At 50.7% G+C, this 20,047-nt stretch carries 19 protein-coding genes and 1 pseudogene; 18 read left to right on the top strand and 2 right to left on the bottom strand.

All coding sequences use genetic code 11. From position 1 onward, the window contains the following. Nucleotides 1-39: 39 nt before the first annotated feature. Nucleotides 40-1,530, bottom strand: a complete 1,491-nt coding sequence (locus CAter10_RS03620; protein WP_061532316.1) for a cryptochrome/photolyase family protein — start codon at nucleotides 1,528-1,530, stop codon at nucleotides 40-42. 251 nt (nucleotides 1,531-1,781) lie between these two features. On the opposite strand from CAter10_RS03620, the gene CAter10_RS24470 reads away from it, so the two are divergent. The 7 genes from CAter10_RS24470 to CAter10_RS03650 all read left to right on the top strand — a co-directional run bounded on the left by CAter10_RS24470 (nucleotide 1,782) and on the right by CAter10_RS03650 (nucleotide 6,474). Continuing rightward, nucleotides 1,782-2,048: a YqgE/AlgH family protein gene (locus tag CAter10_RS24470; RefSeq protein WP_417924718.1), complete on the top strand. Its 267-nt coding sequence runs from the start codon at nucleotides 1,782-1,784 to the stop codon at nucleotides 2,046-2,048. Continuing rightward, the gene (locus CAter10_RS24475; protein WP_417924707.1) at nucleotides 1,967-2,314 is read left to right on the top strand and encodes a YqgE/AlgH family protein; all 348 of its coding nucleotides are present in this window, start codon (nucleotides 1,967-1,969) and stop codon (nucleotides 2,312-2,314) included. Before CAter10_RS24470 ends, CAter10_RS24475 begins: the two co-directional genes overlap by 82 nt. Before the next feature lie 42 nt (nucleotides 2,315-2,356). Further along, complete coding sequence (gene ruvX / locus CAter10_RS03630) at nucleotides 2,357-2,743, top strand: Holliday junction resolvase RuvX (RefSeq protein WP_061532317.1); 387 nt, start codon at nucleotides 2,357-2,359, stop codon at nucleotides 2,741-2,743. A 33-nt stretch (nucleotides 2,744-2,776) separates the two neighbouring features. Further along, complete coding sequence (gene pyrR / locus CAter10_RS03635) at nucleotides 2,777-3,298, top strand: bifunctional pyr operon transcriptional regulator/uracil phosphoribosyltransferase PyrR (protein ID WP_061532318.1); 522 nt, start codon at nucleotides 2,777-2,779, stop codon at nucleotides 3,296-3,298. Then, nucleotides 3,291-4,250, top strand: coding sequence for an aspartate carbamoyltransferase catalytic subunit (locus tag CAter10_RS03640; protein WP_061532319.1), 960 nt, complete (start codon nucleotides 3,291-3,293; stop codon nucleotides 4,248-4,250). Before pyrR ends, CAter10_RS03640 begins: the two co-directional genes overlap by 8 nt. A gap of 182 nt (nucleotides 4,251-4,432) precedes the next feature. Further along, nucleotides 4,433-5,722 (top strand): dihydroorotase, encoded by a 1,290-nt coding sequence (locus tag CAter10_RS03645; protein WP_061532320.1) that lies wholly within the window; start codon nucleotides 4,433-4,435, stop codon nucleotides 5,720-5,722. Continuing rightward, entirely contained in the window at nucleotides 5,719-6,474 is a 756-nt protein-coding gene (locus CAter10_RS03650) for a lysophospholipid acyltransferase family protein (protein ID WP_335339725.1), read from the top strand. Before CAter10_RS03645 ends, CAter10_RS03650 begins: the two co-directional genes overlap by 4 nt. Before the next feature lie 8 nt (nucleotides 6,475-6,482). Here the strand turns inward: CAter10_RS03650 and CAter10_RS03655 are convergent, their stop codons facing one another. Continuing rightward, nucleotides 6,483-7,316: a symmetrical bis(5'-nucleosyl)-tetraphosphatase gene (locus tag CAter10_RS03655; RefSeq protein WP_061532321.1), complete on the bottom strand. Its 834-nt coding sequence runs from the start codon at nucleotides 7,314-7,316 to the stop codon at nucleotides 6,483-6,485. A 395-nt stretch (nucleotides 7,317-7,711) separates the two neighbouring features. Here CAter10_RS03655 and rfbB point away from each other — a divergent pair, with 395 nt between their 5' ends. From rfbB to CAter10_RS03710, 11 genes and pseudogenes are all read left to right on the top strand, one after another. Next, nucleotides 7,712-8,791, top strand: a complete 1,080-nt coding sequence (gene rfbB / locus CAter10_RS03660) for a dTDP-glucose 4,6-dehydratase (protein ID WP_061532322.1) — start codon at nucleotides 7,712-7,714, stop codon at nucleotides 8,789-8,791. Beyond that, nucleotides 8,791-9,690: a glucose-1-phosphate thymidylyltransferase RfbA gene (gene rfbA / locus CAter10_RS03665; RefSeq protein ID WP_061532323.1), complete on the top strand. Its 900-nt coding sequence runs from the start codon at nucleotides 8,791-8,793 to the stop codon at nucleotides 9,688-9,690. Before rfbB ends, rfbA begins: the two co-directional genes overlap by 1 nt. Nucleotides 9,691-9,692: 2 nt before the next feature. Continuing rightward, nucleotides 9,693-10,238 (top strand): dTDP-4-dehydrorhamnose 3,5-epimerase, encoded by a 546-nt coding sequence (gene rfbC, locus CAter10_RS03670; RefSeq protein WP_061532324.1) that lies wholly within the window; start codon nucleotides 9,693-9,695, stop codon nucleotides 10,236-10,238. Continuing rightward, nucleotides 10,235-11,127, top strand: a pseudogene (gene rfbD, locus CAter10_RS03675) (dTDP-4-dehydrorhamnose reductase). Before rfbC ends, rfbD begins: the two are co-directional and overlap by 4 nt. Then, a complete protein-coding gene (locus CAter10_RS03680; RefSeq protein ID WP_061532325.1) occupies nucleotides 11,124-11,951 on the top strand; it encodes an ABC transporter permease in 828 nt (275 codons plus the stop codon). The pseudogene rfbD and the gene CAter10_RS03680 overlap by 4 nt, the downstream one beginning before the upstream one ends. Nucleotides 11,952-11,961: 10 nt before the next feature. Beyond that, nucleotides 11,962-13,365 (top strand): ABC transporter ATP-binding protein, encoded by a 1,404-nt coding sequence (locus CAter10_RS03685; RefSeq protein ID WP_061532326.1) that lies wholly within the window; start codon nucleotides 11,962-11,964, stop codon nucleotides 13,363-13,365. Then, nucleotides 13,362-16,667, top strand: a complete 3,306-nt coding sequence (locus CAter10_RS03690) for a glycoside hydrolase family 99-like domain-containing protein (protein ID WP_061532327.1) — start codon at nucleotides 13,362-13,364, stop codon at nucleotides 16,665-16,667. Before CAter10_RS03685 ends, CAter10_RS03690 begins: the two co-directional genes overlap by 4 nt. Before the next feature lie 23 nt (nucleotides 16,668-16,690). Next, the gene (locus CAter10_RS03695; RefSeq protein WP_061532328.1) at nucleotides 16,691-17,827 is read left to right on the top strand and encodes a glycosyltransferase family 4 protein; all 1,137 of its coding nucleotides are present in this window, start codon (nucleotides 16,691-16,693) and stop codon (nucleotides 17,825-17,827) included. A gap of 470 nt (nucleotides 17,828-18,297) precedes the next feature. Then, nucleotides 18,298-18,990, top strand: coding sequence for a hypothetical protein (locus CAter10_RS03700; protein ID WP_061532329.1), 693 nt, complete (start codon nucleotides 18,298-18,300; stop codon nucleotides 18,988-18,990). A 34-nt stretch (nucleotides 18,991-19,024) separates the two neighbouring features. Next, nucleotides 19,025-19,651 (top strand): hypothetical protein, encoded by a 627-nt coding sequence (locus tag CAter10_RS03705; protein ID WP_061532330.1) that lies wholly within the window; start codon nucleotides 19,025-19,027, stop codon nucleotides 19,649-19,651. Then, nucleotides 19,648-20,034, top strand: coding sequence for a DUF7024 domain-containing protein (locus CAter10_RS03710; RefSeq protein ID WP_061532331.1), 387 nt, complete (start codon nucleotides 19,648-19,650; stop codon nucleotides 20,032-20,034). Before CAter10_RS03705 ends, CAter10_RS03710 begins: the two co-directional genes overlap by 4 nt. Nucleotides 20,035-20,047: the final 13 nt, after the last annotated feature.

Here is a 20,047-nt window from a genome sequence, read left to right on the forward strand (position 1 = left end):
AGGATTGTCTCCCGCGTAATCGGCGCACAAATTCTCTCCTTATTCGTCCGTCACTCTTTTCACCACCGAGTAGCGCTGCAAGGTCAGCTTTCGGGCTTCATCGTGCTGCACCAGTGGCAACGGATAGTTTTCCCCCAGTTTTATTCCCGCTTTTCCTAATTCATTCGTTGGCGCCAGCCATGGTGCATGAATATGCTTGTTGCTGAGGCCTGCCAATTGCGGCAGGTAACGGCGTATGAACTTGCCGTCAGCATCGAATTTCTCGGATTGTGTGATCGGGTTGAAAATCCGGAAATAGGGTTGCGCATCGCATCCTGATGATGCCGCCCATTGCCAGCCGCCGTTGTTTGCCGCCAGGTCGAAGTCGTTCAATTTGAGCGAAAAATAATGCTCGCCCCAACGCCAGTCGATGCCCAGGTCCTTCATCAGAAACGAAGCAACCACCATGCGCAGGCGATTATGCATGTACCCGCTTTGATTGAGCTGCAGCATGGCCGCATCAACCAACGGATAACCGGTGCGACCATTGCACCATGCCCGGAACAGGGAATCGGCATGTGCGCCGGACTCCCATTGGATCGCATCATAGTCTGGCTTGAAGGCGCGTTGCGCGACGTGCGGATGATGGTGCAGGATCATGAAATAGAAATCGCGCCAGGTGAGTTCCGACAGCCACACGGCTGCACCGGTGGCAGCGGCGTCCTGATGCAGCGTCTGATATGCCATGCGCGCCAGCGTGCGGATGGATATCGTACCGAAGCGCAGGTGCACCGATAGGTAAGAGGGGCCTTTGATCGCCGGAAAGTCGCGGGTCTGGCCATACTGGCCGATGCGAGGCATGAAATCTTCCAGCAGGGCAGCGGCGCCCGACATACCCGGCGCGATCTTCAGGTCGAGTAGATTGGTCTTTTCAAAGCCGAGCGCAGCAAGACTCGGGATCCCTGCTGCGGACAAAGTCGGAGGCGGAGCCAAGTGTGACGCATGGGTTTCAATCGGATAGGGCTTCAGGAAGAAGGCGCCGTCTGCGGCGGCCAGTCTTTTCATCCAGGCGTTCTTGTAAGGCGTAAATACCGAGAACGGCTGATTCGCCAACGTAAGGATTTCATCGCGTTCAAAGATGACATGGTCCTTGAAGCTGCGCCACTGGCGTCCGTCCACTGCAAGTGCGCTGGCGACTTCGGCATCGCGCTGTTTCGCCTGCGGTTCGTAATCGTGGTTGCTGAACACCGCGTCGACGCCGAGTTGTGCGGCAAGCCGAGGAATTTCATGGCGCGCCGCACTGTGGCGCACGATCAATCCACCGCCGAGTCGGCGCAGCTCCCGCTCCAGTTCGATTATGCTGGCGTGGATGAATTCAACCCGGCGATCGGCGTTCAATCCTGCATCGAGTAAAGGCTGCAGGATGTCGGTGTCGAACACGAACACGCAAAACACCTGCTGGCTAGCCTTTAAAGCATAGTGCAAGGCGGCATGATCAAACACACGTAGATCGCGGCGAAACCAGAGCAGTGATTTTTCAAATTGCGGCATGAAGGCGACGATCGATGGAATGGATGGACGGAAGAGGCAGCGCCGGGGCAGGCTTGCGAGCGACTTTACCGGAGAAGCAAGAGGATGCAAAGCGGCTTTAGCCCATTTAAAACTGATAAAATGCGGCCATGGCCAAGCTCGATACATCTCCGGACGATTCATCTACGCGCAAGAGTGCAGCGAAGGCGTCTGGCAGCCCGGATTCTCCCTCATTGAATCTGACAAATCATTTCCTTATTGCAATGCCGTCCATGCTGGATCCTGTTTTCGGCGGGACCGTGGTCTATTTGTGTGAGCATAATGCTAACGGTGCGCTCGGCGTGGTGATCAACAAACCGACCGACATGACGATGCAAGTGTTGTTTGACCGTATCGATCTGAAACTGGAAATCAGCCCGGCCTGGAGTTCGATGATTCGATTGCCGAGCGGCCGGTCATGTTTGGCGGGCCCGTCCAGGTTGAGCGCGGTTTCGTGCTGCATGCGCCAATCAAGAATTACTCTTCGACGCTCAAAGTGACCGAGCAGATTGCGATGACGACCTCCAAGGATGTACTTGAAGAGGTCGCTCACGGCACCGGACCGCAGCGGCTGCTGGTCAGCCTGGGCTGCTCCGGTTGGAGCGCCGGTCAGCTGGAATCGGAAATCGTGCGTAACGGCTGGCTGACTGTCGCCGCCGATCCGGCCATCATTTTTGAGCTGCCGATTGCCGAGCGCTTCGCCGCTGCGGTTAATCTGCTGGGGATCTCCCCGTTCATGTTGACCGGAGAATCCGGGCGTGCGTGATCTGTTTTCCAATGTCGTATTTTGTCGGGCGTTAGCAGGCTGATGGGTACCGTACTCGGTTTCGATTTCGGCCTCAAACGCATCGGCGTTGCCGTCGGTAATACCTTGCTGAAGCAGGCACAGCCGCTGCAGGTGATCAGCGCGGCCACCAACGATGAAAAATTTGCCGAAATATCGACACTGGTGAGAGAGTGGCAGCCGGATCTATGTGTGGTTGGCCTGCCTTTGCATCCGGATGGCGCGGAACATGAAATGACGATCCGTTGCCAGCGTTTTGCGAACCAGCTGCATGGCCGTTATGGCGTCGCCACGGTGCTGGTGGATGAGCGCTATTCGTCGGCCGTGATCAAGCAGCAGCGCGGTGAGGTAATCGACGATCGCGCTGCTGCCATTATTTTGCAACAGTACTTTGACGATCTATCTGAATGAATGATGTTGTCCTGAACCAGCGATGAAGATGCAATGACTACAATCACCCCCCAATTCGATGCCGAAGCGCTGTATCAAGTGCTTGAGGCAAAAGTAAAGGCAGGCCTGGCGCAGGCCAACAATGTCGCCGTGATCGGCATCTACTCGGGCGGCGCATGGCTGGCTGAGCGTCTGGTCGCCGCCTTGCAATTGAACCCGGGCGAGCGGCTTGGATTTATTGATGTCTCGTTCTATCGCGACGATTTTTCAGAAAAGGGCTTGCGCCCGGATATCAAGCCGACGCAGATTCCCTTCGACGTCAGCGGTGCAACGATTCTGCTGGTCGACGATGTGCTGTACACCGGGCGCACCACGCGCGCGGCAATCAATGAACTGTTCGATTACGGCCGCCCCGCCAAGATCATGCTGGCGGCGCTGATCGATCGTGGCGAGCGGGATCTGCCGGTAGCTGCAGATTTTGTCGCCCAGGCAGTGACCTTGCAGCCGGGCGAGTCCCTACAACTTCAACGTGCCGATGACGGCGGATTTACCCTGATGGTGCAATCTAATGCTTAACCCCCAACTCAATAAAAACGGCGAACTGCAACACCTGCTGACCATCGAAGGATTACCGACTTCGGTGGTGACGCACATCCTCGATACCGCGTCCTCGTTTGTCGGCGTCAGCGATCGCGATGTCAAGAAAGTGCCGCTGATGCGCGGCAAAAGCGTGTTCAACCTGTTCTTTGAAAATTCGACGCGTACGCGCACCACTTTTGAAATTGCTTCAAAGCGTTTGTCGGCAGACGTCATCAACCTGAATATTTCTGCTTCGAGCGCCAGCAAAGGCGAGTCGCTGCTAGACACGATCGACAACCTGTCGGCGATGCATGCCGACATGTTTGTGGTGCGTCACGCGCAATCCGGTGCGCCTTACCTGATCGCCAAGCATCTGACCGACACCCGTCAGGATCATGTGCACGTGGTCAACGCCGGCGACGGCCGCCATGCACACCCGACCCAGGGTTTGCTCGACATGTACACGATCCGTCATTACAAGAAGGATTTCAGTAACCTGACGGTGGCAATTGTCGGCGACATCCTGCACAGCCGCGTGGCGCGCTCGGACATTCACGGATTGACTACGCTTGGCGTGCCTGAAGTGCGCGCCATCGGCCCACGCACTTTGTTGCCTGGCGGCCTGGAGCAAATGGGCGTGCGGGTCTTCACTGACATGAACGAAGGCCTGAAAGGCGTGGACGTGATCATCATGTTGCGCTTGCAGAATGAACGCATGAGCGGCGCATTGCTGCCGTCGGCGCAGGAATTCTTCAAGAGCTACGGACTGACGCCGGAACGCCTGGCGCTGGCCAAGCCTGACGCCATCGTGATGCACCCAGGGCCGATGAACCGCGGTGTGGAAATCGATTCGGCAGTAGCCGACGGCTCGCAGGCGGTGATTTTGCCGCAGGTGACGTTTGGCATCGCGGTGCGGATGGCGGTGATGAGTATCTTGGCTGGGAATTAAAATAAATTCGTATATGCCATGTCGCGTCATTCCCGCGAACGCGGGAATCCATTTTACTCAGCAATTTGGATCCCCGCGTTCGCGAGGATGACAGCGATTCCTAGGAGGCGCGTGCTTTAGGTGTTGCCGATTGACCGGCTTGTACTCAAAAAATCATTTATAGAATTGCAATTTATTTTACGATGAAACTTCACATCAAAAACGGCCGTCTGATCGACCCCGCAAACAACATCGATGCGCAGCAGGATCTGTTCATTGCAGCCGGCAAGATAGTCGGCGTCGGCACGCCGCCAGCCGACTTCTCGGCCAATAAGACGATCGACGCCAAGGGCCTGGTGGTGACGCCGGGGCTGGTCGACTTGAGTGCACGTCTGCGTGAGCCAGGCTATGAATACAAGGCGACGCTGGAATCGGAAATGCAGGCCGCAATGCAGGGCGGCGTGACCAGCCTGGTTTGTCCGCCGGATACCGATCCGGTGCTGGACGAGCCGGGCCTGGTGGAAATGTTGAAGCATCGCGCCAAGGGCTTGAACCAGGCCCATGTCTATCCGTTGGGGGCGTTGACGGTGGGCCTCAAAGGCAAGGAGCTGACGGAGATGGCGGAGCTGACCGATGCCGGTTGCATCGGTTTTGCCCAGGCCGAAGAACCGATCCTCGACACCACCGTATTGCTGCGCGCGCTGCAATATGCGCGTACCTTCGACTACACCGTCTGGTTGCGTCCACAAGATCCTTACCTCGGTAACGGCGGTATCGCGCATAGCGGCCCGGTCGCCTCCCGGCTTGGCCTGTCCGGCGTGCCTACGATGGCCGAAACGATACGCCTGCACACCATTTTTGAATTGATCCGCGCCACTGGCGCCCGCGTCCACCTGTGTCGGATTTCTTCTGCGCCGGGCCTGGAACTGATCCGTGAAGCGAAGAAGGAAGGTTTGCCGATCACTTGCGACGTCGGCGCCCATCACATCCACATGACCGATGTCGATATCGGCTTCTTCGATTCGAATGCGCGCATGACGCCGCCGTTCCGCTCGCAGCGCGATCGCGATGCCATTCGGCAGGCGCTGCTGGACGGCACCATCGATGCGATCTGTTCCGATCATACCCCGGTGGACGACGACGAAAAACTGTTGCCGTTTGGCGAAGCGACTCCGGGCGCCACTGGCCTGGAACTGCTGTTGTCGCTGGCATTGAAATGGGGCGACGAATGCGTCGATCCGGCACAGCATGGCCTCAGCCGCGCTCTGGCAAAAATCACTACCGATGCGGCACGCGTAGCCGGTTTGCCGGCCGGCCAACTAGCGATCGGTAGTCCGGCCGATATCTGCATTTTCGATCCGGCCGTACGCTGGAAAGTTGAAGCCAAGGAGTTGGCGAGCCAAGGCAAGCACACGCCATTTCTCGGCTATGAGCTGAGCGGGCGGGTCAAAGCCACCATTGTTGCCGGCCATATCGCCTTTGAACGCGCATGAACGGGTTGCAGGTGTTGCGTTTGCTGCGGGTGTTGTTGCACCTGATGGTTGGTTTGTGGACTTGCGCTGTCGTGTTCCCGTTTACCGATGCTGCAGGGCGGCAGTGGCGCATCAAGCATTGGTCGATCAAGCTCCTGGCGATCTGCAGGGTGCGGGTTGCATTAAGCAATCCGCAAAACAGCGTGGCGCCGTCGCGCGCCTTGATTGTCGCCAATCACGTCTCGTGGCTGGACATCTTCGTCATCAATTCGATTCAAACCTGCCAGTTTGTCGGCAAGTCGGATATCCGCGATTGGCCGTTGATCGGTTGGTTGTGCGAAAAGGGCGGAACGATTTTTATCGCACGCGGCAAGCAGCGCGACGTGCGGCGGATATTTCAGGGTCTGGTCACCAGCATTCAAGCCGGCGACCGCGTTGCTTTTTTCCCCGAAGGAACCACGGCGGCCCAGGGGGCGGTGCTGCCCTTCCACGCCAATTTGTTTGAGGCGGCATTGGACGCAAAGGTGCCGGTGCAGCCGTATGCGCTGCGTTACCTGGATGAACAGGGGAATCTGCATCCCGCCGCGGACTTTATCGGCGACATGACTTTCGCGCAAAGCATGCTGGCAATTTTGAAAGCGCCGCCGATGAAAGCTGAGTTGATCCAATTGGCGCCGGTCGATACCACCGGATCGCATCGCCGTGAATTGGCCGCTGCCACGCGCGTCCTGATCGCGGAAGCATTGGGACAAACCGAAAGCGTCGCGGCCTAGTTTTTATCTCAGCCCGGCCGTTGCGCCTGTGGGCAGCTCACCTGCAGCAGCAGGCGATCCGCCAATCGGACGGCGGTCAGTTTGCCGCCCCAGACGCAGCCGGTGTCCAGTCCGATCAGATTCGGCCTGAGTACCAATCCCATGGTTGACCAATGCCCACACACTACGGTGACATCCTGCGTTTGTCGTTGTGGGACGTCGAACCAGGGCAGATAGCCGGGCAGGGCGGTCCCGGTACTTTCCTTGGCATTGAATTCCATCGTTCCGTCGGCAGTGCAGAAACGTAGGCGAGTCAAGGCGTTGACGATACAGCGCAAGCGATCATTGCCTTGCAATGCATCGTCCCAACGTGCCGGTTGATTGCCATACATTTCACGCAAGAAATCGACCCAATTGGGGCCGCGTAACACGTTTTCCACTTCCTGCGCTAATGCCAGCGTTTGGGATGCGGACCATTGCGGCAGTACGCCCGCATGCAAAAACAGATGATCCTGCTGCAACAGCGCCAGCGGACGATGACGCAGCCAGTCGAGCAACTCGTCCCGATCGGGAGCGTTGAGAATCTCATCCAGAGTGTCGCTTTTGTGCAATTTGCGAATCCCGTGCGCGGCGGCCAGTAAATGCAAATCGTGATTGCCCAGCAGTGCCTGTGCGCGATCGCCGAGTGAACGTATCAATCGCAATGTCGCCAGCGATTGCGGGCCACGGTTGACCAGGTCGCCGACGAAAATGAAATGCGCATCCGGCGTTGTCGCATTGATGCGTTTTAGCAGATCCAGCAGGCTTTGATGACAGCCTTGCAAGTCGCCAATGGCAAACAGGTTGGAACTGATGAGGGTCATGTATTTTTGCGATTGACGTAGTTGCGGTTCGCTATTGTAGATCGGCAGTCGGGTTTTCGAGTTGCTCGTGGTTTTACCAGGTATTCGACAGATAGATAATTGGCAAGGAAATTGAAGAGATGTGCTCGTATGTGGCACTTCCTGCATTTCTGATGGTCGGATATCAACCGGCATTGAACTGATTTGTTGTTCAGTTGTTATTTAGCAACAAAATGTTACATTGCTTACCCGATTACATAGGGTTAAAGATAGTTAAATGTTATTTAGGTAATTTATATTGGCCGCCAATAGTGGATAATTCGGGGTTACGCTCGGATTTCGTGAATTCGAAGGGCGCGGAGCTTGTATAGCTCGTCAAGCACGGTTCTTCGAAATTCTATTTTTAGGACATATATATGATTTTTGTTACTGGCGGAGCCGGCTTTATTGGTTCCAATTTTGTACTCGACTGGTTGGCGCAAAACGACGAGCCGGTAGTTAATTTCGATAAGCTGACTTACGCTGGCAACATGAATAACCTGGCGAGCGTACGCCAGGATCCGCGTCATATTTTCGTGCAGGGTGATATCGGCAATACCGCGCAGGTTGCCGCCTTGCTGGCGCAGCATAAGCCGCGCGCCATCGTCCACTTTGCAGCGGAGAGTCACGTGGATCGCTCGATTCACGGTCCGGCGGCGTTTGTGGAAACCAACGTCAACGGCACTTTCGGCTTGCTTGAAGCCTCGCGTGCTTATTGGAACGCGCTGCCTGACGATGAGAAGGCGGCATTCCGCTTCCTGCACGTCTCCACCGATGAAGTATATGGCACGCTGGGTCCGAATGATGCGCCGTTTACCGAAACCACGCAGTACGCTCCCAACAGCCCTTACTCGGCATCGAAAGCAGCCTCGGACCATCTGGTCAGGTCCTATCACCATACCTATGGCTTACCGACCCTAACCACCAACTGCTCGAATAACTACGGCTCCTATCATTTCCCGGAAAAACTGATTCCGCTGATCATCACGAATGCCCGCGCCGGCAAACCACTGCCGATATACGGCGACGGCCAGCAAGTGCGCGATTGGCTCTATGTAAGTGATCACTGCGCAGCAATCCGTCGGGTGCTGGAAGCGGGGAAACCCGGTGAGGTCTATAACGTCGGCGGCTGGAATGAGAAAGCCAACCTGGACGTAGTCCATACACTGTGCGACATCCTGGACGAACTCGATCCGAAAGCCGGTGGCAGCTACCGTGACCAGATCACCTACGTCACCGACCGTCCCGGCCATGATCGCCGCTACGCCATTGATGCGCGGAAGATTGAGCGTGAGCTGGGCTGGAAGCCGGTTGAAACATTCGATACCGGTATCCGTAAGACTATCCAGTGGTATCTGGCGAATCAGGAATGGGTCAAAGATGTGCAGTCCGGCGATTACCTGAAATGGGTCGAAAAAAACTACGAGCAGCGTCAGAATCCGGTGGAGACCAAGTAATGACAACGTCAACATCCCCAAGCCGCAAGGGCATTATTCTTGCTGGCGGTTCGGGTACACGCTTGTACCCTGTCACCATGGCAGTTTCAAAACAGCTGCTGCCGGTATACGACAAGCCAATGATCTACTACCCGCTGACCACGCTGATGCTGGCCGGGATACGGGAAATCCTGATCATTTCAACACCGCAGGATACGCCGCGTTTCAAGGAACTGTTGGGCGACGGGCGGCAGTGGGGCATTGAATTGAGCTACGCGGTGCAGCCAACTCCCGACGGCCTGGCGCAGGCATTCATTATCGGCCGCGATTTTGTTGGCGACTCGCCTTCAGCGCTGATCCTCGGCGACAACATCTATTACGGACATGATTTCGAAAACCAGCTGCGTGCAGCCTCTGCGCGTACCGAGGGCTCCACGGTCTTTGCCTATCATGTGCACGATCCGGAGCGGTATGGTGTGGTCGAATTTGATGACCAGCGCTGCGCAGTGAGTCTTGAAGAGAAGCCGGCATTACCCAAGTCGAACTACGCGGTCACCGGCTTGTATTTCTATGATCGTCAGGTATGCGACATCGCAGCTGGCATCAAGCCATCGCAGCGGGGCGAGCTCGAAATTACTGACGTCAATCGCGTCTATCTGGAAAACAATCAGTTGAATGTCGAACTGATGGGACGCGGTATGGCATGGCTGGACACCGGCACCCATGAATCATTGTTGGAGGCGGGGCAGTTCATTGCGACCATTGAGAACAGGCAGGGGCTGAAAGTCGCTTGTCCGGAAGAGATTGCATATCGCAAAGGTTATATCAACGCAGCGCAACTCGATGCGCTAGCGCAGCCACTGAAAAAGAACGGCTATGGCCAGTATTTGATGCGGTTATTAAAAGACAAGGTGTATTAAAGATGCAAGTACAAACAACGCATATTCCTGACGTATTGATTTTTGAACCCAAAGTATTTGGCGACGACCGCGGCTTTTTCTACGAAAGCTTCAACGAGCGTCGTTTCACCGAGTTGACCGGGGTAAGTACCAATTTTGTTCAGGATAATCACTCGAAATCGGCTCGCAACGTGCTGCGTGGCCTGCATTATCAGATCCAGCAACCTCAGGGAAAATTGGTTCGTGTTGTTGCCGGCGAGGTGTTCGATGTTGCTGTCGATATCAGGAAAAGCTCCGCTACCTTCGGACAATGGGTCGGTGTGGTCTTGTCCGCAGAAAACAAGCGGCAGCTCTGGGTGCCGCCTGGATTTGCCCATGGCTTCGTGGTGACCAGCGAGTCAGCCGAGTTCCTGTACAAAACCACCGATTACTGGGCGCCAGAACATGAGCGCAGCATTCTCTGGAACGATCCAGCAATTGGGATCAAATGGCCAATCCAAGGAGAGCCGTTATTGTCGGGCAAGGATCAGATTGGCAAACTGCTTGCTAACGCCGAGGTATTTGCATGAGGATTCTGCTCACAGGGAGGACCGGCCAGGTTGGCCATGAATTAGAGTGCAGCCTGCGCGGCTCGGGCGATATTATTGCGATGGATCGTAGCCAGATGGATCTGTCCGATCTTGCTCAAGTGCGCGATGTCGTCCGCAGTGTCAAGCCGGACCTGATCATTAATCCTGCCGCGTATACCGCGGTCGACAAGGCGGAGAGTGAGCCGGAGCTTGCGATGCGCATTAATGGAGAGGCCCTGGAGTGATGGCAGAAGAGGCCAAAAAAATCGGTGCGGCGATGATCCATTACTCCACCGATTATGTGTTTGACGGCAGCAAAGATACGCCTTACCTGGAAACCGATCGGACTTGTCCGATCAATGTTTACGGCAAAACCAAACTGGCTGGCGAGCAAGCTGTTCAAGCTGCGGGTATTCCGCATTTGATTCTGCGCACCAGTTGGGTATATGGCATGCATGGAAAGAATTTTCTTTTAACCATGTTGCGTCTGGCGCAAGAGCGCGACGAGTTGCGCATTGTGGCAGATCAGCATGGCTCACCGACTTGGTGTCGCACGATTGCCGAAGGTACCGCCGCCATTGTGGCCCAAATCAATGATGCGCAAGACGGCCGCGATTGGCTGCGGCAGCATTCAGGCATTTATAACCTGACTAGTCAGGGACAAACCACGTGGTACGGATTTACCAAGGCGATTCTTGAGCATGCCAACATCGACAAGAAACCACGTCTAACGCCTATTTCAACGCAAGAGTATCCTTTGCCAGCCACGCGGCCAGCCTATTCGGTCATGTCCGGGGAAAAATTCATTAACAACTTTTTGAATTTACCTACTTGGGAAGACGCTTTAGTTTCCTGTCTTCAAAACAAGACATTTTCGGATAACGTATGAACCCTCATGCAACACAATCGGCCTCTCTACGGGCCCTTGCCAAGAGCGTTTGGCAAAATCGGCTGCTTATTTTTCAAATGAGTCGCCGCGAGGTTGTCGGTCGCTATAAAGGGTCTGTATTGGGGTTGGCATGGTCCTTCTTCAATCCGGTATTCATGCTGACCGTGTATACCTTTGTTTTCTCGGAAATTTTTAAATCGCGTTGGGCCGGCGGCGACGAAAGCAAAACCCAGTTCGCAGTGCTGTTATTTGTCGGCATGATTGTGCAGGGTTTATTTGCTGAGGTGCTCAATCGCGCTCCTAGCTTGATAGTTTACAACGTAAATTATGTCAAGAAAGTGGTCTTTCCGATCGAGATATTGCCGATCGTTGCGATGGGGGCTGCACTGTTTCACAGCCTGATCAGCATGAGCGTTCTGCTGATTGCCTTTGTGCTTTTTAACGGCTATCTGCACTGGACGGCTGTGTTTATCCCGCTGGTTCTGCTACCGCTGATTGTCCTCATTATCGGTTTCGCCTGGATGCTGGCATCTCTGGGAGTGTTCCTGCGCGATGTTGGCCAAACTATCACCATCATCACGACCGTACTGATGTTTTTGTCCCCAGTCTTTTATCCGGTCAGTGCGGTACCGGAGAAGTTTCGCGTATGGATTATGGCAAATCCACTGACCTTTATCATTGAGCAATCCCGTGAAGTGCTTATCTGGGGACGATTGCCAGACTGGACTGGTTTGAGCATTTATATGGTTGCAGCCGTACTGGTTGCTTGGGCGGGCTTTGCCTGGTTCCAGAAGACCAAGAAGGGATTTGCAGATGTCCTCTAATGAACTTGGCATGCCTGTTGTGCAGACGACGGGGGATAGTGAGAGCAAGCAAGCTGAACTCGTCGCGATCCGCGTTAATAGCCTCAGTAAGTGCTATCAGATCTATGACAACCCGCGTGATCGACTCAAGCAATTTGTCGTCCCTCGCCTGCAACGTCTAGCGAGAAAATCATCAAAGCATTACTTTCGCGAATTTTGGGCGTTAAAGGACGTTTCGTTCGAAATAAAAAAAGGCGAAAGCGTTGGCATTATCGGACGCAACGGGTCGGGTAAATCGACAATGCTGCAAATTATCTGCGGGACGCTTCATCCCAGTGCTGGTGATATCGAGGTCAACGGCCGGGTTGCCGCCTTACTGGAGCTCGGTTCTGGTTTTAACCCTGAGTTCACCGGGCGTGAAAATGTTTACATGAACGCAGGTGTTCTAGGTTTGACACTGCAGCAGACTAAGGACAGATTTGCTGAAATCGAGGCCTTTGCCGACATCGGTGACTTTATTGATCAGCCAGTAAAGACCTATTCAAGCGGGATGATGGTGCGCTTGGCATTCGCAGTTATCGCTCACGTGGACGCGGATATTCTGGTTATTGATGAAGCCTTGGCTGTTGGCGATGCTTTTTTCACGCAAAAATGCATGCGATTTTTGCGTCACTTTATGAAAACCGGCACAGTCCTTTTTGTCAGTCACGATACTGGCGCCATCAAGAATTTGTGCAATCGCGCAATCTGGATAGAAAAAGGGAAAGTCTTGCAGGAAGGTAGTCCCAAGGACGTCTGTGAGTCGTATCTGGAAGCATTTTATGAAGCACAGCAGGGTAAAAGCAGTACCACCAAGCTCAAGATACTTAAAAAGCACGATGGTGTCCGTGTTCAAAAGGATCAACGCATGGCATTCATCAATGCCAGCAATTTGCGTAATGATTTGCAAATTTTCAAATTTGACCCGGAGTCTGCTTCATTTGGCGACGGCGGGGCGCAAATTACGGCGGTTGAATTTTTGGATAGTGATGGCTCGTCACTGTCATGGGTTGTCGGGGGGGAACTGGTAACTCTTGTGGTTCAGGCAACCGTGAATCAACCCTTGGAAGGTCCAATTATCGGCTTTACAGTCAAAGATCGTTTAGGTCAGGCGTTATTTGGAGAGAATACTTACCTGACGAATATGGATAACCCATTGTCCGGTTCTATAGGTGATGAAGTACAGGCTGAATTTACATTTTTGATGCCGATACTCCCTCCAGGCGACTATAGCGTAAACGTGGCAATTGCTAGCGGAACTCAGGTACAACATATTCAACATCATTGGATTTCTGATGCAGTGATGTTCAAATCTCAATCAAGTAGCTCGTCTACCGGACTGATTGGCATACCGATGCACCAGATAAAACTTGATGTAGCAAGGAATTTAACGTGAAGAAAGAATTGGACTCTTTGGAATTTACCGGTGAGCGCTTTGTGCCGGGGGCTGTACACGGAAGTATTGAACTTGAGCATTTGCATCGATATTTGCAAGCTAGCGAAATTGCGGCTGGAAAAGTGGTTCTGGATCTTGCCAGTGGGGAAGGTTATGGCTCTGAACTGATAGCGCATAAGGCGCTTAAAGTTATAGGTGTTGATATTTCGGCTGAAGCGGTTGCGCATGCGCGCAAGCGTTATGCGGCGGAGAATCTCGAATATATGGTGGGGAGTTGTGCTGAAATTCCTTTGCCTGATGCCAGCATTGATATGGTCGTAAGTTTTGAGACAATCGAGCACCATGATCAACACGAAAAAATGATGCAGGAAATTAAGCGCGTCTTGCGTAAAGACGGCGTGTTGCTGATTTCAAGTCCAGATAAATACTACTATTCCATTGAGCCTGCCAACATAAACCCTCATCATGTAAAAGAGTTGTATGAGCACGAGTTCAAGCAGCTTCTTGAGGGCTACTATAAAAACATCACGTATTTCGGTCAACGTGTCGTTTACGGATCTGGCATATTTTCCGAGTCGACCCCGACAGCAGCAACTGGATATTTACTCGAGAATGAAAAGCTCGAAAAAGCATCGGGCATTTTAAAGCCGGTTTATTGGATCGCACTTGCCTCGGATGTTCAGCTTCCCGAACTTCCTTCTGGAGTACTTGAACAACCGATAGCGGACTCTGAAATTACCCAATTTTGGCGTGGATTGATGGCCGAGCGTGACGAAAAAATTGCTCATCTTCACAATACAATTGCGTCTCTTCGCGACACAATTACTGGTCATGACGGGAAAATTGCGGAGCAACAAGCGAATTTGAAGCAGATGCTGGATGACCAAAACAAGGTGCACCAAAATCACGCCATCGAACTCGAGAAAGCAGTTGGAGACGAGCAGAAACGTAATCTGGCATTAGCGTCGGAAGTTTCAAACCTTCGCATTCAACTACAAGGCATCAAGGACTCACGCTCATGGAGGATGACTGCTCCTCTCCGTCGTATTATGTCGATGACTCGCGTTGTGTTGCTGTCTGTGTCGAGAAGAATACTCAGTGTGTACCGCCGACTACCAATTGGACACGCCGCAAAACAAGGGATAAAGAACGCTATTTTCCCAGTGTTTGGTTTTGGACTCCAGCGCTGGGAGCCATATAGACAATGGAAAGTGCGCCAAGAAGGTCAGCATAATTGGCCCAATAACAACAATTCGAGACAGTCAGTATCGACTTCCTATGTCCCCTCGCAACTCCTTGCCGCCGCTGATGGCGTGTGGGAATGGGCAGACTATGGAGTTGTCAAATCACGTATTGCTCAGGCCAAAGCGTCGCGGCTTGCACAGGTATCGCCCAAACCATTGGATTTGATCGACATTGCTCAGGAGTCTTTATCATCCGCTGCTTCAAGAGTGCAATTGCCACCCCTCGTCTCTACCCCGGACGTGTCGATCATTCTTCCGGTGTTCAATAATCTCAAGCTGACGCTCGAGTGCTTACTGTCGATTGCAAAATATTCTTGCTCTGATGTTTCATACGAGATTATCGTCGCAGACGATGCTTCCACGGATGAAACAGCACAAATCATCAACTCCATTCCGAATGTGCGGCTTGTTCGAAATGAGCAGAATTTAGGATTCTTGCTAAATTGCAATCGTGCTCTCGAACACGTAAAGGGTAATTACGTTTTATACCTGAATAATGATGTTCAGGTCACGGCTGGCTGGCTGAGTGCTCTATTGAATACTTTTGTGACGCATCCTAATGTTGGCGCAGTGGGGCCACGCTTCGTTTACCCGAGTGGTCATTTGCAAGAAGCCGGTGTGGCATTCCGACCAGATGGAACCGCAGACATGATTGGCCTTAATGACGATCCTGCGAAGGAGCGCTTTTCGTACGTTCGACGTGTGGACTATGTCTCAGGTGCGTGTTTATTGTTGCCGACAAAATTGGCCAAGCAGATTGGTGGATTCTCTGAAGAATATCTCCCCTGTTATTGTGAAGACAGCGATTTATGTTTAAGTGTGCAACAGGCCGGATACTACGTTTATTACAATCCCGCTGCCACGATTGTGCATCATCTGTCCAAGACAACTGGCGCAGTTGACGACAGTTTCAAGATGCGTTGTATTTATAAGAATCTAAACACCCTGCAAAATAAATGGCATGACCGACTGGAAAAATCGATTGATCCTAAACTGATCGCGTTCTATTTGCCGCAATTTCATCCAATGCCGGAAAATGACAAATGGTGGGGCACAGGTTTCACTGAGTGGACAAATGTCAGCAAGGCGCACCCGAATTTTGTGGGTCATTATCAACCACGCTTGCCCGCGGATTTGGGCTATTACGATTTAAGACTTTCCGAGGTCATGGAGCAGCAGGCTGAGTTGGCGCGTCGTTATGGTGTGGAAGGATTCTGTTTTTATTATTATTGGTTTGACGGAAAGCGACTACTTGACCGCCCAATCGAGCAGATGCTGGAGTCTGGTAAGCCTGATTTCCCATTTTGCCTGTGCTGGGCAAACGAAAATTGGACTCGGAGATGGGATGGTCAAGATCACGAAGTTCTGATGGCGCAATCCCATTCAGTTGAAGATGATACAGCGGTAATTTTGGACTTAATCCGCTTCTTCCGGGACCAACGTTATATCAAGATTGACGGACGTCCTTTGCTATTGGCCTATCGCGTTACCTTGTTCCCAGATTTTGCACAAACAGCTGCGAGATGGAGGACTATTTGCAGAGAACAGGGCATTGGCGAAATTTATATTGCTATGGTTGAGTCATTCGAGTTGGTACACGCAAATACACATCCTAGTGAATTTGGGTGCGATGCCGCGGTAGAGTTTCCACCACAAGGCCTTGCTGAGCAGAAGAAGCCATCGGGTGCTGTTATCAATCCGAATTTTGCGGGAGGTGTTGCAGACTATCGTGATTTGGCCGTGCGTTATTCGGCACGAGAAGCACCAGCTTATACAAGATTCAAGGGTGTGATTCCTGGTTGGGACAACTCAGCGCGTCGACAAAACAATAGTTTTTGTTTTGAACACGCTACGCCTGGCGCATTTCAGGCATGGTTAGAGGATGCGATAGAGGAAACCCGACTCCAACAATATGGCGATGAGAGATTAATATTTGTTAACGCTTGGAATGAGTGGGCCGAAGGGGCTTATCTAGAGCCCGATCGCCGTTTCGGACACACTTATCTGGAAGCGGTAAAAAACGCATTTGATGCAGCAAGAGTGCTGAAGAAAAACTAGACGGAACCGAAGGTTAAGGACGCATGAGTACTTTGATAAAAAAAGCAGCTTTGGTAGGACACCCCTACGCTCCGATTGGCATGGGAGAGCATATTCGCACCACTTATCGCGCTCTTCGCAGTATCGGTGAGTCACCAGCCATCACAGACGTTTACAAACTGCAGCATCCGGATGCATCGGAAACACTGGAATTTTCTGGGGCGTGCACGGACGAGCCCGCTGGCATCAATGTTTTCCATATCAATGGGGATGAGGTTGAGCAAGCGCTAAAGCATTTATCGGCCGTAAGGGAGATGAGCGGCTATAACATTATTTACCCACTCTGGGAGCTGGCGAAATATCCGGAAGGATGGGCGAAGCAATTGGATCGCTTCGACGAAATCTGGGCGCCATCGAAATTTATCCAGAGCAGCTTGGAAGCAGCCTGCGATAAACCCGTTGTTCACATGCCATTGGCATGCGAAGTAGGGCTGAGTTCTTTTTTGGGCAGACGTTATTTTTCGATCCCAGAAACAGATTACACATTCCTGTTTTTTTATGATCTGCGTTCATATTCGACCCGAAAAAATCCCGAGGCAGTAGTAAATGCCTTCCGGAATCTGTTGTCAAAACGCCCTTATTCCAAGATACATCTGGTTATCAAGGTTAATGGTGTGGAGACGAATCCGGAGGCGTTTAATGATCTATGCAAGACATTGGGCGATCTGAAACAGCATGTCACCCTCTTTCAGAAGATGATGACCAGCAATGAAGTGAAGAATCTTGTGCGTTGCTGCGATTGCTTTGTCTCGCTTCATAGGTCCGAAGGATTCGGATTCGGTATCGCAGAGGCAATGGCGCTCGGCAAGCCGGTTATTGCAACTGCTTACTCCGGCAACATGGATTTCATGGCGCCGCAAACGGCATACGATATCGACTATAAGTTGATTCCGCTAAACGAAGGCGATTATCCACACCATGACGGCCAAGTATGGGCTGATCCGGATTGGGAGCAAGCCAGCTTTCAGATGATTAATTTAGTTGACGATCCAAATCAAGGTCGTTTGCTAGGGAGGCGTGCTCAAAATCATATGAAATTGAATTTTAATTATCGTTCTACCGGCTTGCGATATACAAATCGCTTTGAAGGTATTTTACTGAATAAAGTAAGGCACAATTAATCTCATAATTATTGCTTTAGTAGAAAATTAGATGGACAACGTTTCAGATTGCCAAAAACTAAATGAAGTATATTTCTCAAAATAAGGCAACGCCTTCTATTTTTTATTGTTACTAATTGCATTTGCTATTTATATTTTTATTTCCAATTCAATTGGAAGTCCCATTTTTGGTTCGGATGAATATGCTTTTTAATCAGCGGGAAATATATTGATGATTTGAGGAGACTTTATGAATTAGATCCAGAATTGCAGCAAATTTCTAATTTGTTGTTTTTTCAAATTATTCACCATATAAGTAATTTTTCTGGAGATAATTTTGTTCATATTTTTCGAATTATGCACGCCGCAGAATATGTTTTTGCAGCATGGATACTATATAAAACTTTCATAGGAATAGTTGGACGAAATAACGCTTTACTGGCGCAAGCATTTTTTTGCTACTGCCAACTTCTATATATATTCAGGCAGTAATGCCTGAGATTGACTTGATTGTGGTTGCAGCGCTTCTCGGATATACAATGATCGTTGTTTATCCGATCCGTCCGTCCTTTGGCGCCATACTGGCAGGTTTTTTCATCGGTATTGCAATACTTATTAAACCGCACGGTATTGCTTTATTAGTTGCAACGATTGTTGCAATAATTTTCATATCGTATTTCAAACTAGTTGATGGGAAGTGGAGAACGTTAAAGTCTGTAGTCTTTCTACTGCTCAGTTGTTATTTCACTTTAATATGCATTTGGCGATTATGCAGCCATGAGTGGTCAATCGACCCATCCGTTGCACTAGGTTTGAAATTTTATGGAAATTATTTAAAGTCACCAGTTCCTACAATTACCTTATCAACAAAAATTTTAATCGCAATTCGTTATGCAGTTGCGCATATCTTAGTAATTGGCCTTGTTTTTTGTCCGGTATTTGTTTGGATGTATTCCATTTTAGAAATTAAATTCAAAAATGTAAATCGTAGCTATAGCGTAATATTTAATGCGGAATGTGTTGCGGCGATTTTCTTATTGGCCATGACGTTGTCGCATATAGCAATGGTGGCTTGGTTTACGGCAGGAGCCGTTACCGTTAACGCCGGAGAGATTGGTCGTTTGCATGGGAGGTATTTAGGGGCCGCTATATCTTTTTTCCATTTTTGTATTTTTTCGGAATAAGATCCCTTGGAGAAAAAGAAGTTAAAAAAATAGATTGTTTGGCGGATTAATAATAATTTCTTGTATATTTTTTGTCTTTGATAAATTTAAGATTTTTCCTTGGGACTATCCATTATTATTTACTTTTTTTAAGCCGGGAAATAATTATTCATGGGATTATCCAGGCAGCTTTAAGTATCTTGATGTATTTGTCTTGTCGGTAATAATGATGGGGTTGATTTTATCTTTATTTAATTTAAAGATTTTCAAAAAAGTTCTATTTTTACAGATTTTTGTTATTTGTATTATTGGCTGTGCTCAGACATATAATTGGGTGTCATTTCATACAAAAGATAAAAAAAATATCATGGATTATGCTGGAGCCATAAAGACAATGGTTTCAGGAAATGATGCTGGGAAAGGTATCTTTATTTCGAATGATCGTTTCGGCCTTGCTTCATACGCCCTATTCGGCTTGGCCAATTCCCCTAAAGTGCTTGAAAGGGCATTGGGTAGTACGATTACACAGACCGATATTGCCGGTGCAGAATGGGTGCTGTTATTTGGAAATTATTCTACTGATTTTAACTATCGAAATGCAATTGCATTAGGGTCATATAAATTTTTCCGCTTAAGAAACAAATTTCTGTTGAAAAAAAAGAGAAGCCAGAGCTTACGTTGAATCAGCCAATTCTGGTTTCGCTATCATCGATTAGCAACGACGTGGATTTGATCGGATTTAATGTCCCCGAGGAATGGGGAGCTTGGTCCGCCAGGTCAGATACGGTAATTGACCTTCCCGTTCAAGTACATGGTCGGCTCAAGTTAAGATTGTTTGCTTGGACTCTTCCTGAAAACCTGAATCAAGCACTTGGCATTACAATTGGTGGCGAGACCGAAAATATAAAACTAGCGGATGCCGGAAAAGAATATGAGGTTGTATTGAATGTGCAGCATGTAACAGATCGTATTTTATTAAAATCCGCTATCTTCCATCCATCCAATTCCAGTCGCGATATGGGAGTGGCCATTAGCCACATTTCAATTGAATGGATAGGAGGATAATTTTTTCTCGAAG

This window comes from Collimonas arenae, from assembly GCF_001584165.1.
Taxonomy (GTDB): domain Bacteria; phylum Pseudomonadota; class Gammaproteobacteria; order Burkholderiales; family Burkholderiaceae_D; genus Collimonas; species Collimonas arenae.

Excerpts from the sequence above, each read along its gene's own strand:
- CAter10_RS03700 (WP_061532329.1), top strand. The coding sequence starts at position 18,298 with ATGCCTGAGATTGACTTGATTGTGGTTGCAGCGCTTCTCGGATATACA.
- CAter10_RS03695 (WP_061532328.1), top strand. The coding sequence starts at position 16,691 with ATGAGTACTTTGATAAAAAAAGCAGCTTTGGTAGGACACCCCTACGCT.
- CAter10_RS03680 (WP_061532325.1), top strand. The coding sequence starts at position 11,124 with ATGAACCCTCATGCAACACAATCGGCCTCTCTACGGGCCCTTGCCAAG.
- CAter10_RS03650 (WP_335339725.1), top strand. The coding sequence starts at position 5,719 with ATGAACGGGTTGCAGGTGTTGCGTTTGCTGCGGGTGTTGTTGCACCTG.
- CAter10_RS03655 (WP_061532321.1), bottom strand. The coding sequence starts at position 7,316 with ATGACCCTCATCAGTTCCAACCTGTTTGCCATTGGCGACTTGCAAGGC.
- CAter10_RS24470 (WP_417924718.1), top strand. The coding sequence starts at position 1,782 with ATGCTGGATCCTGTTTTCGGCGGGACCGTGGTCTATTTGTGTGAGCAT.
- CAter10_RS24475 (WP_417924707.1), top strand. The coding sequence starts at position 1,967 with ATGTTTGGCGGGCCCGTCCAGGTTGAGCGCGGTTTCGTGCTGCATGCG.
- CAter10_RS03685 (WP_061532326.1), top strand. The coding sequence starts at position 11,962 with ATGCCTGTTGTGCAGACGACGGGGGATAGTGAGAGCAAGCAAGCTGAA.
- rfbC (WP_061532324.1), top strand. The coding sequence starts at position 9,693 with ATGCAAGTACAAACAACGCATATTCCTGACGTATTGATTTTTGAACCC.
- CAter10_RS03640 (WP_061532319.1), top strand. The coding sequence starts at position 3,291 with ATGCTTAACCCCCAACTCAATAAAAACGGCGAACTGCAACACCTGCTG.
- pyrR (WP_061532318.1), top strand. The coding sequence starts at position 2,777 with ATGACTACAATCACCCCCCAATTCGATGCCGAAGCGCTGTATCAAGTG.
- CAter10_RS03620 (WP_061532316.1), bottom strand. The coding sequence starts at position 1,530 with ATGCCGCAATTTGAAAAATCACTGCTCTGGTTTCGCCGCGATCTACGT.
- rfbB (WP_061532322.1), top strand. The coding sequence starts at position 7,712 with ATGATTTTTGTTACTGGCGGAGCCGGCTTTATTGGTTCCAATTTTGTA.
- CAter10_RS03645 (WP_061532320.1), top strand. The coding sequence starts at position 4,433 with ATGAAACTTCACATCAAAAACGGCCGTCTGATCGACCCCGCAAACAAC.
- rfbA (WP_061532323.1), top strand. The coding sequence starts at position 8,791 with ATGACAACGTCAACATCCCCAAGCCGCAAGGGCATTATTCTTGCTGGC.
- ruvX (WP_061532317.1), top strand. The coding sequence starts at position 2,357 with ATGGGTACCGTACTCGGTTTCGATTTCGGCCTCAAACGCATCGGCGTT.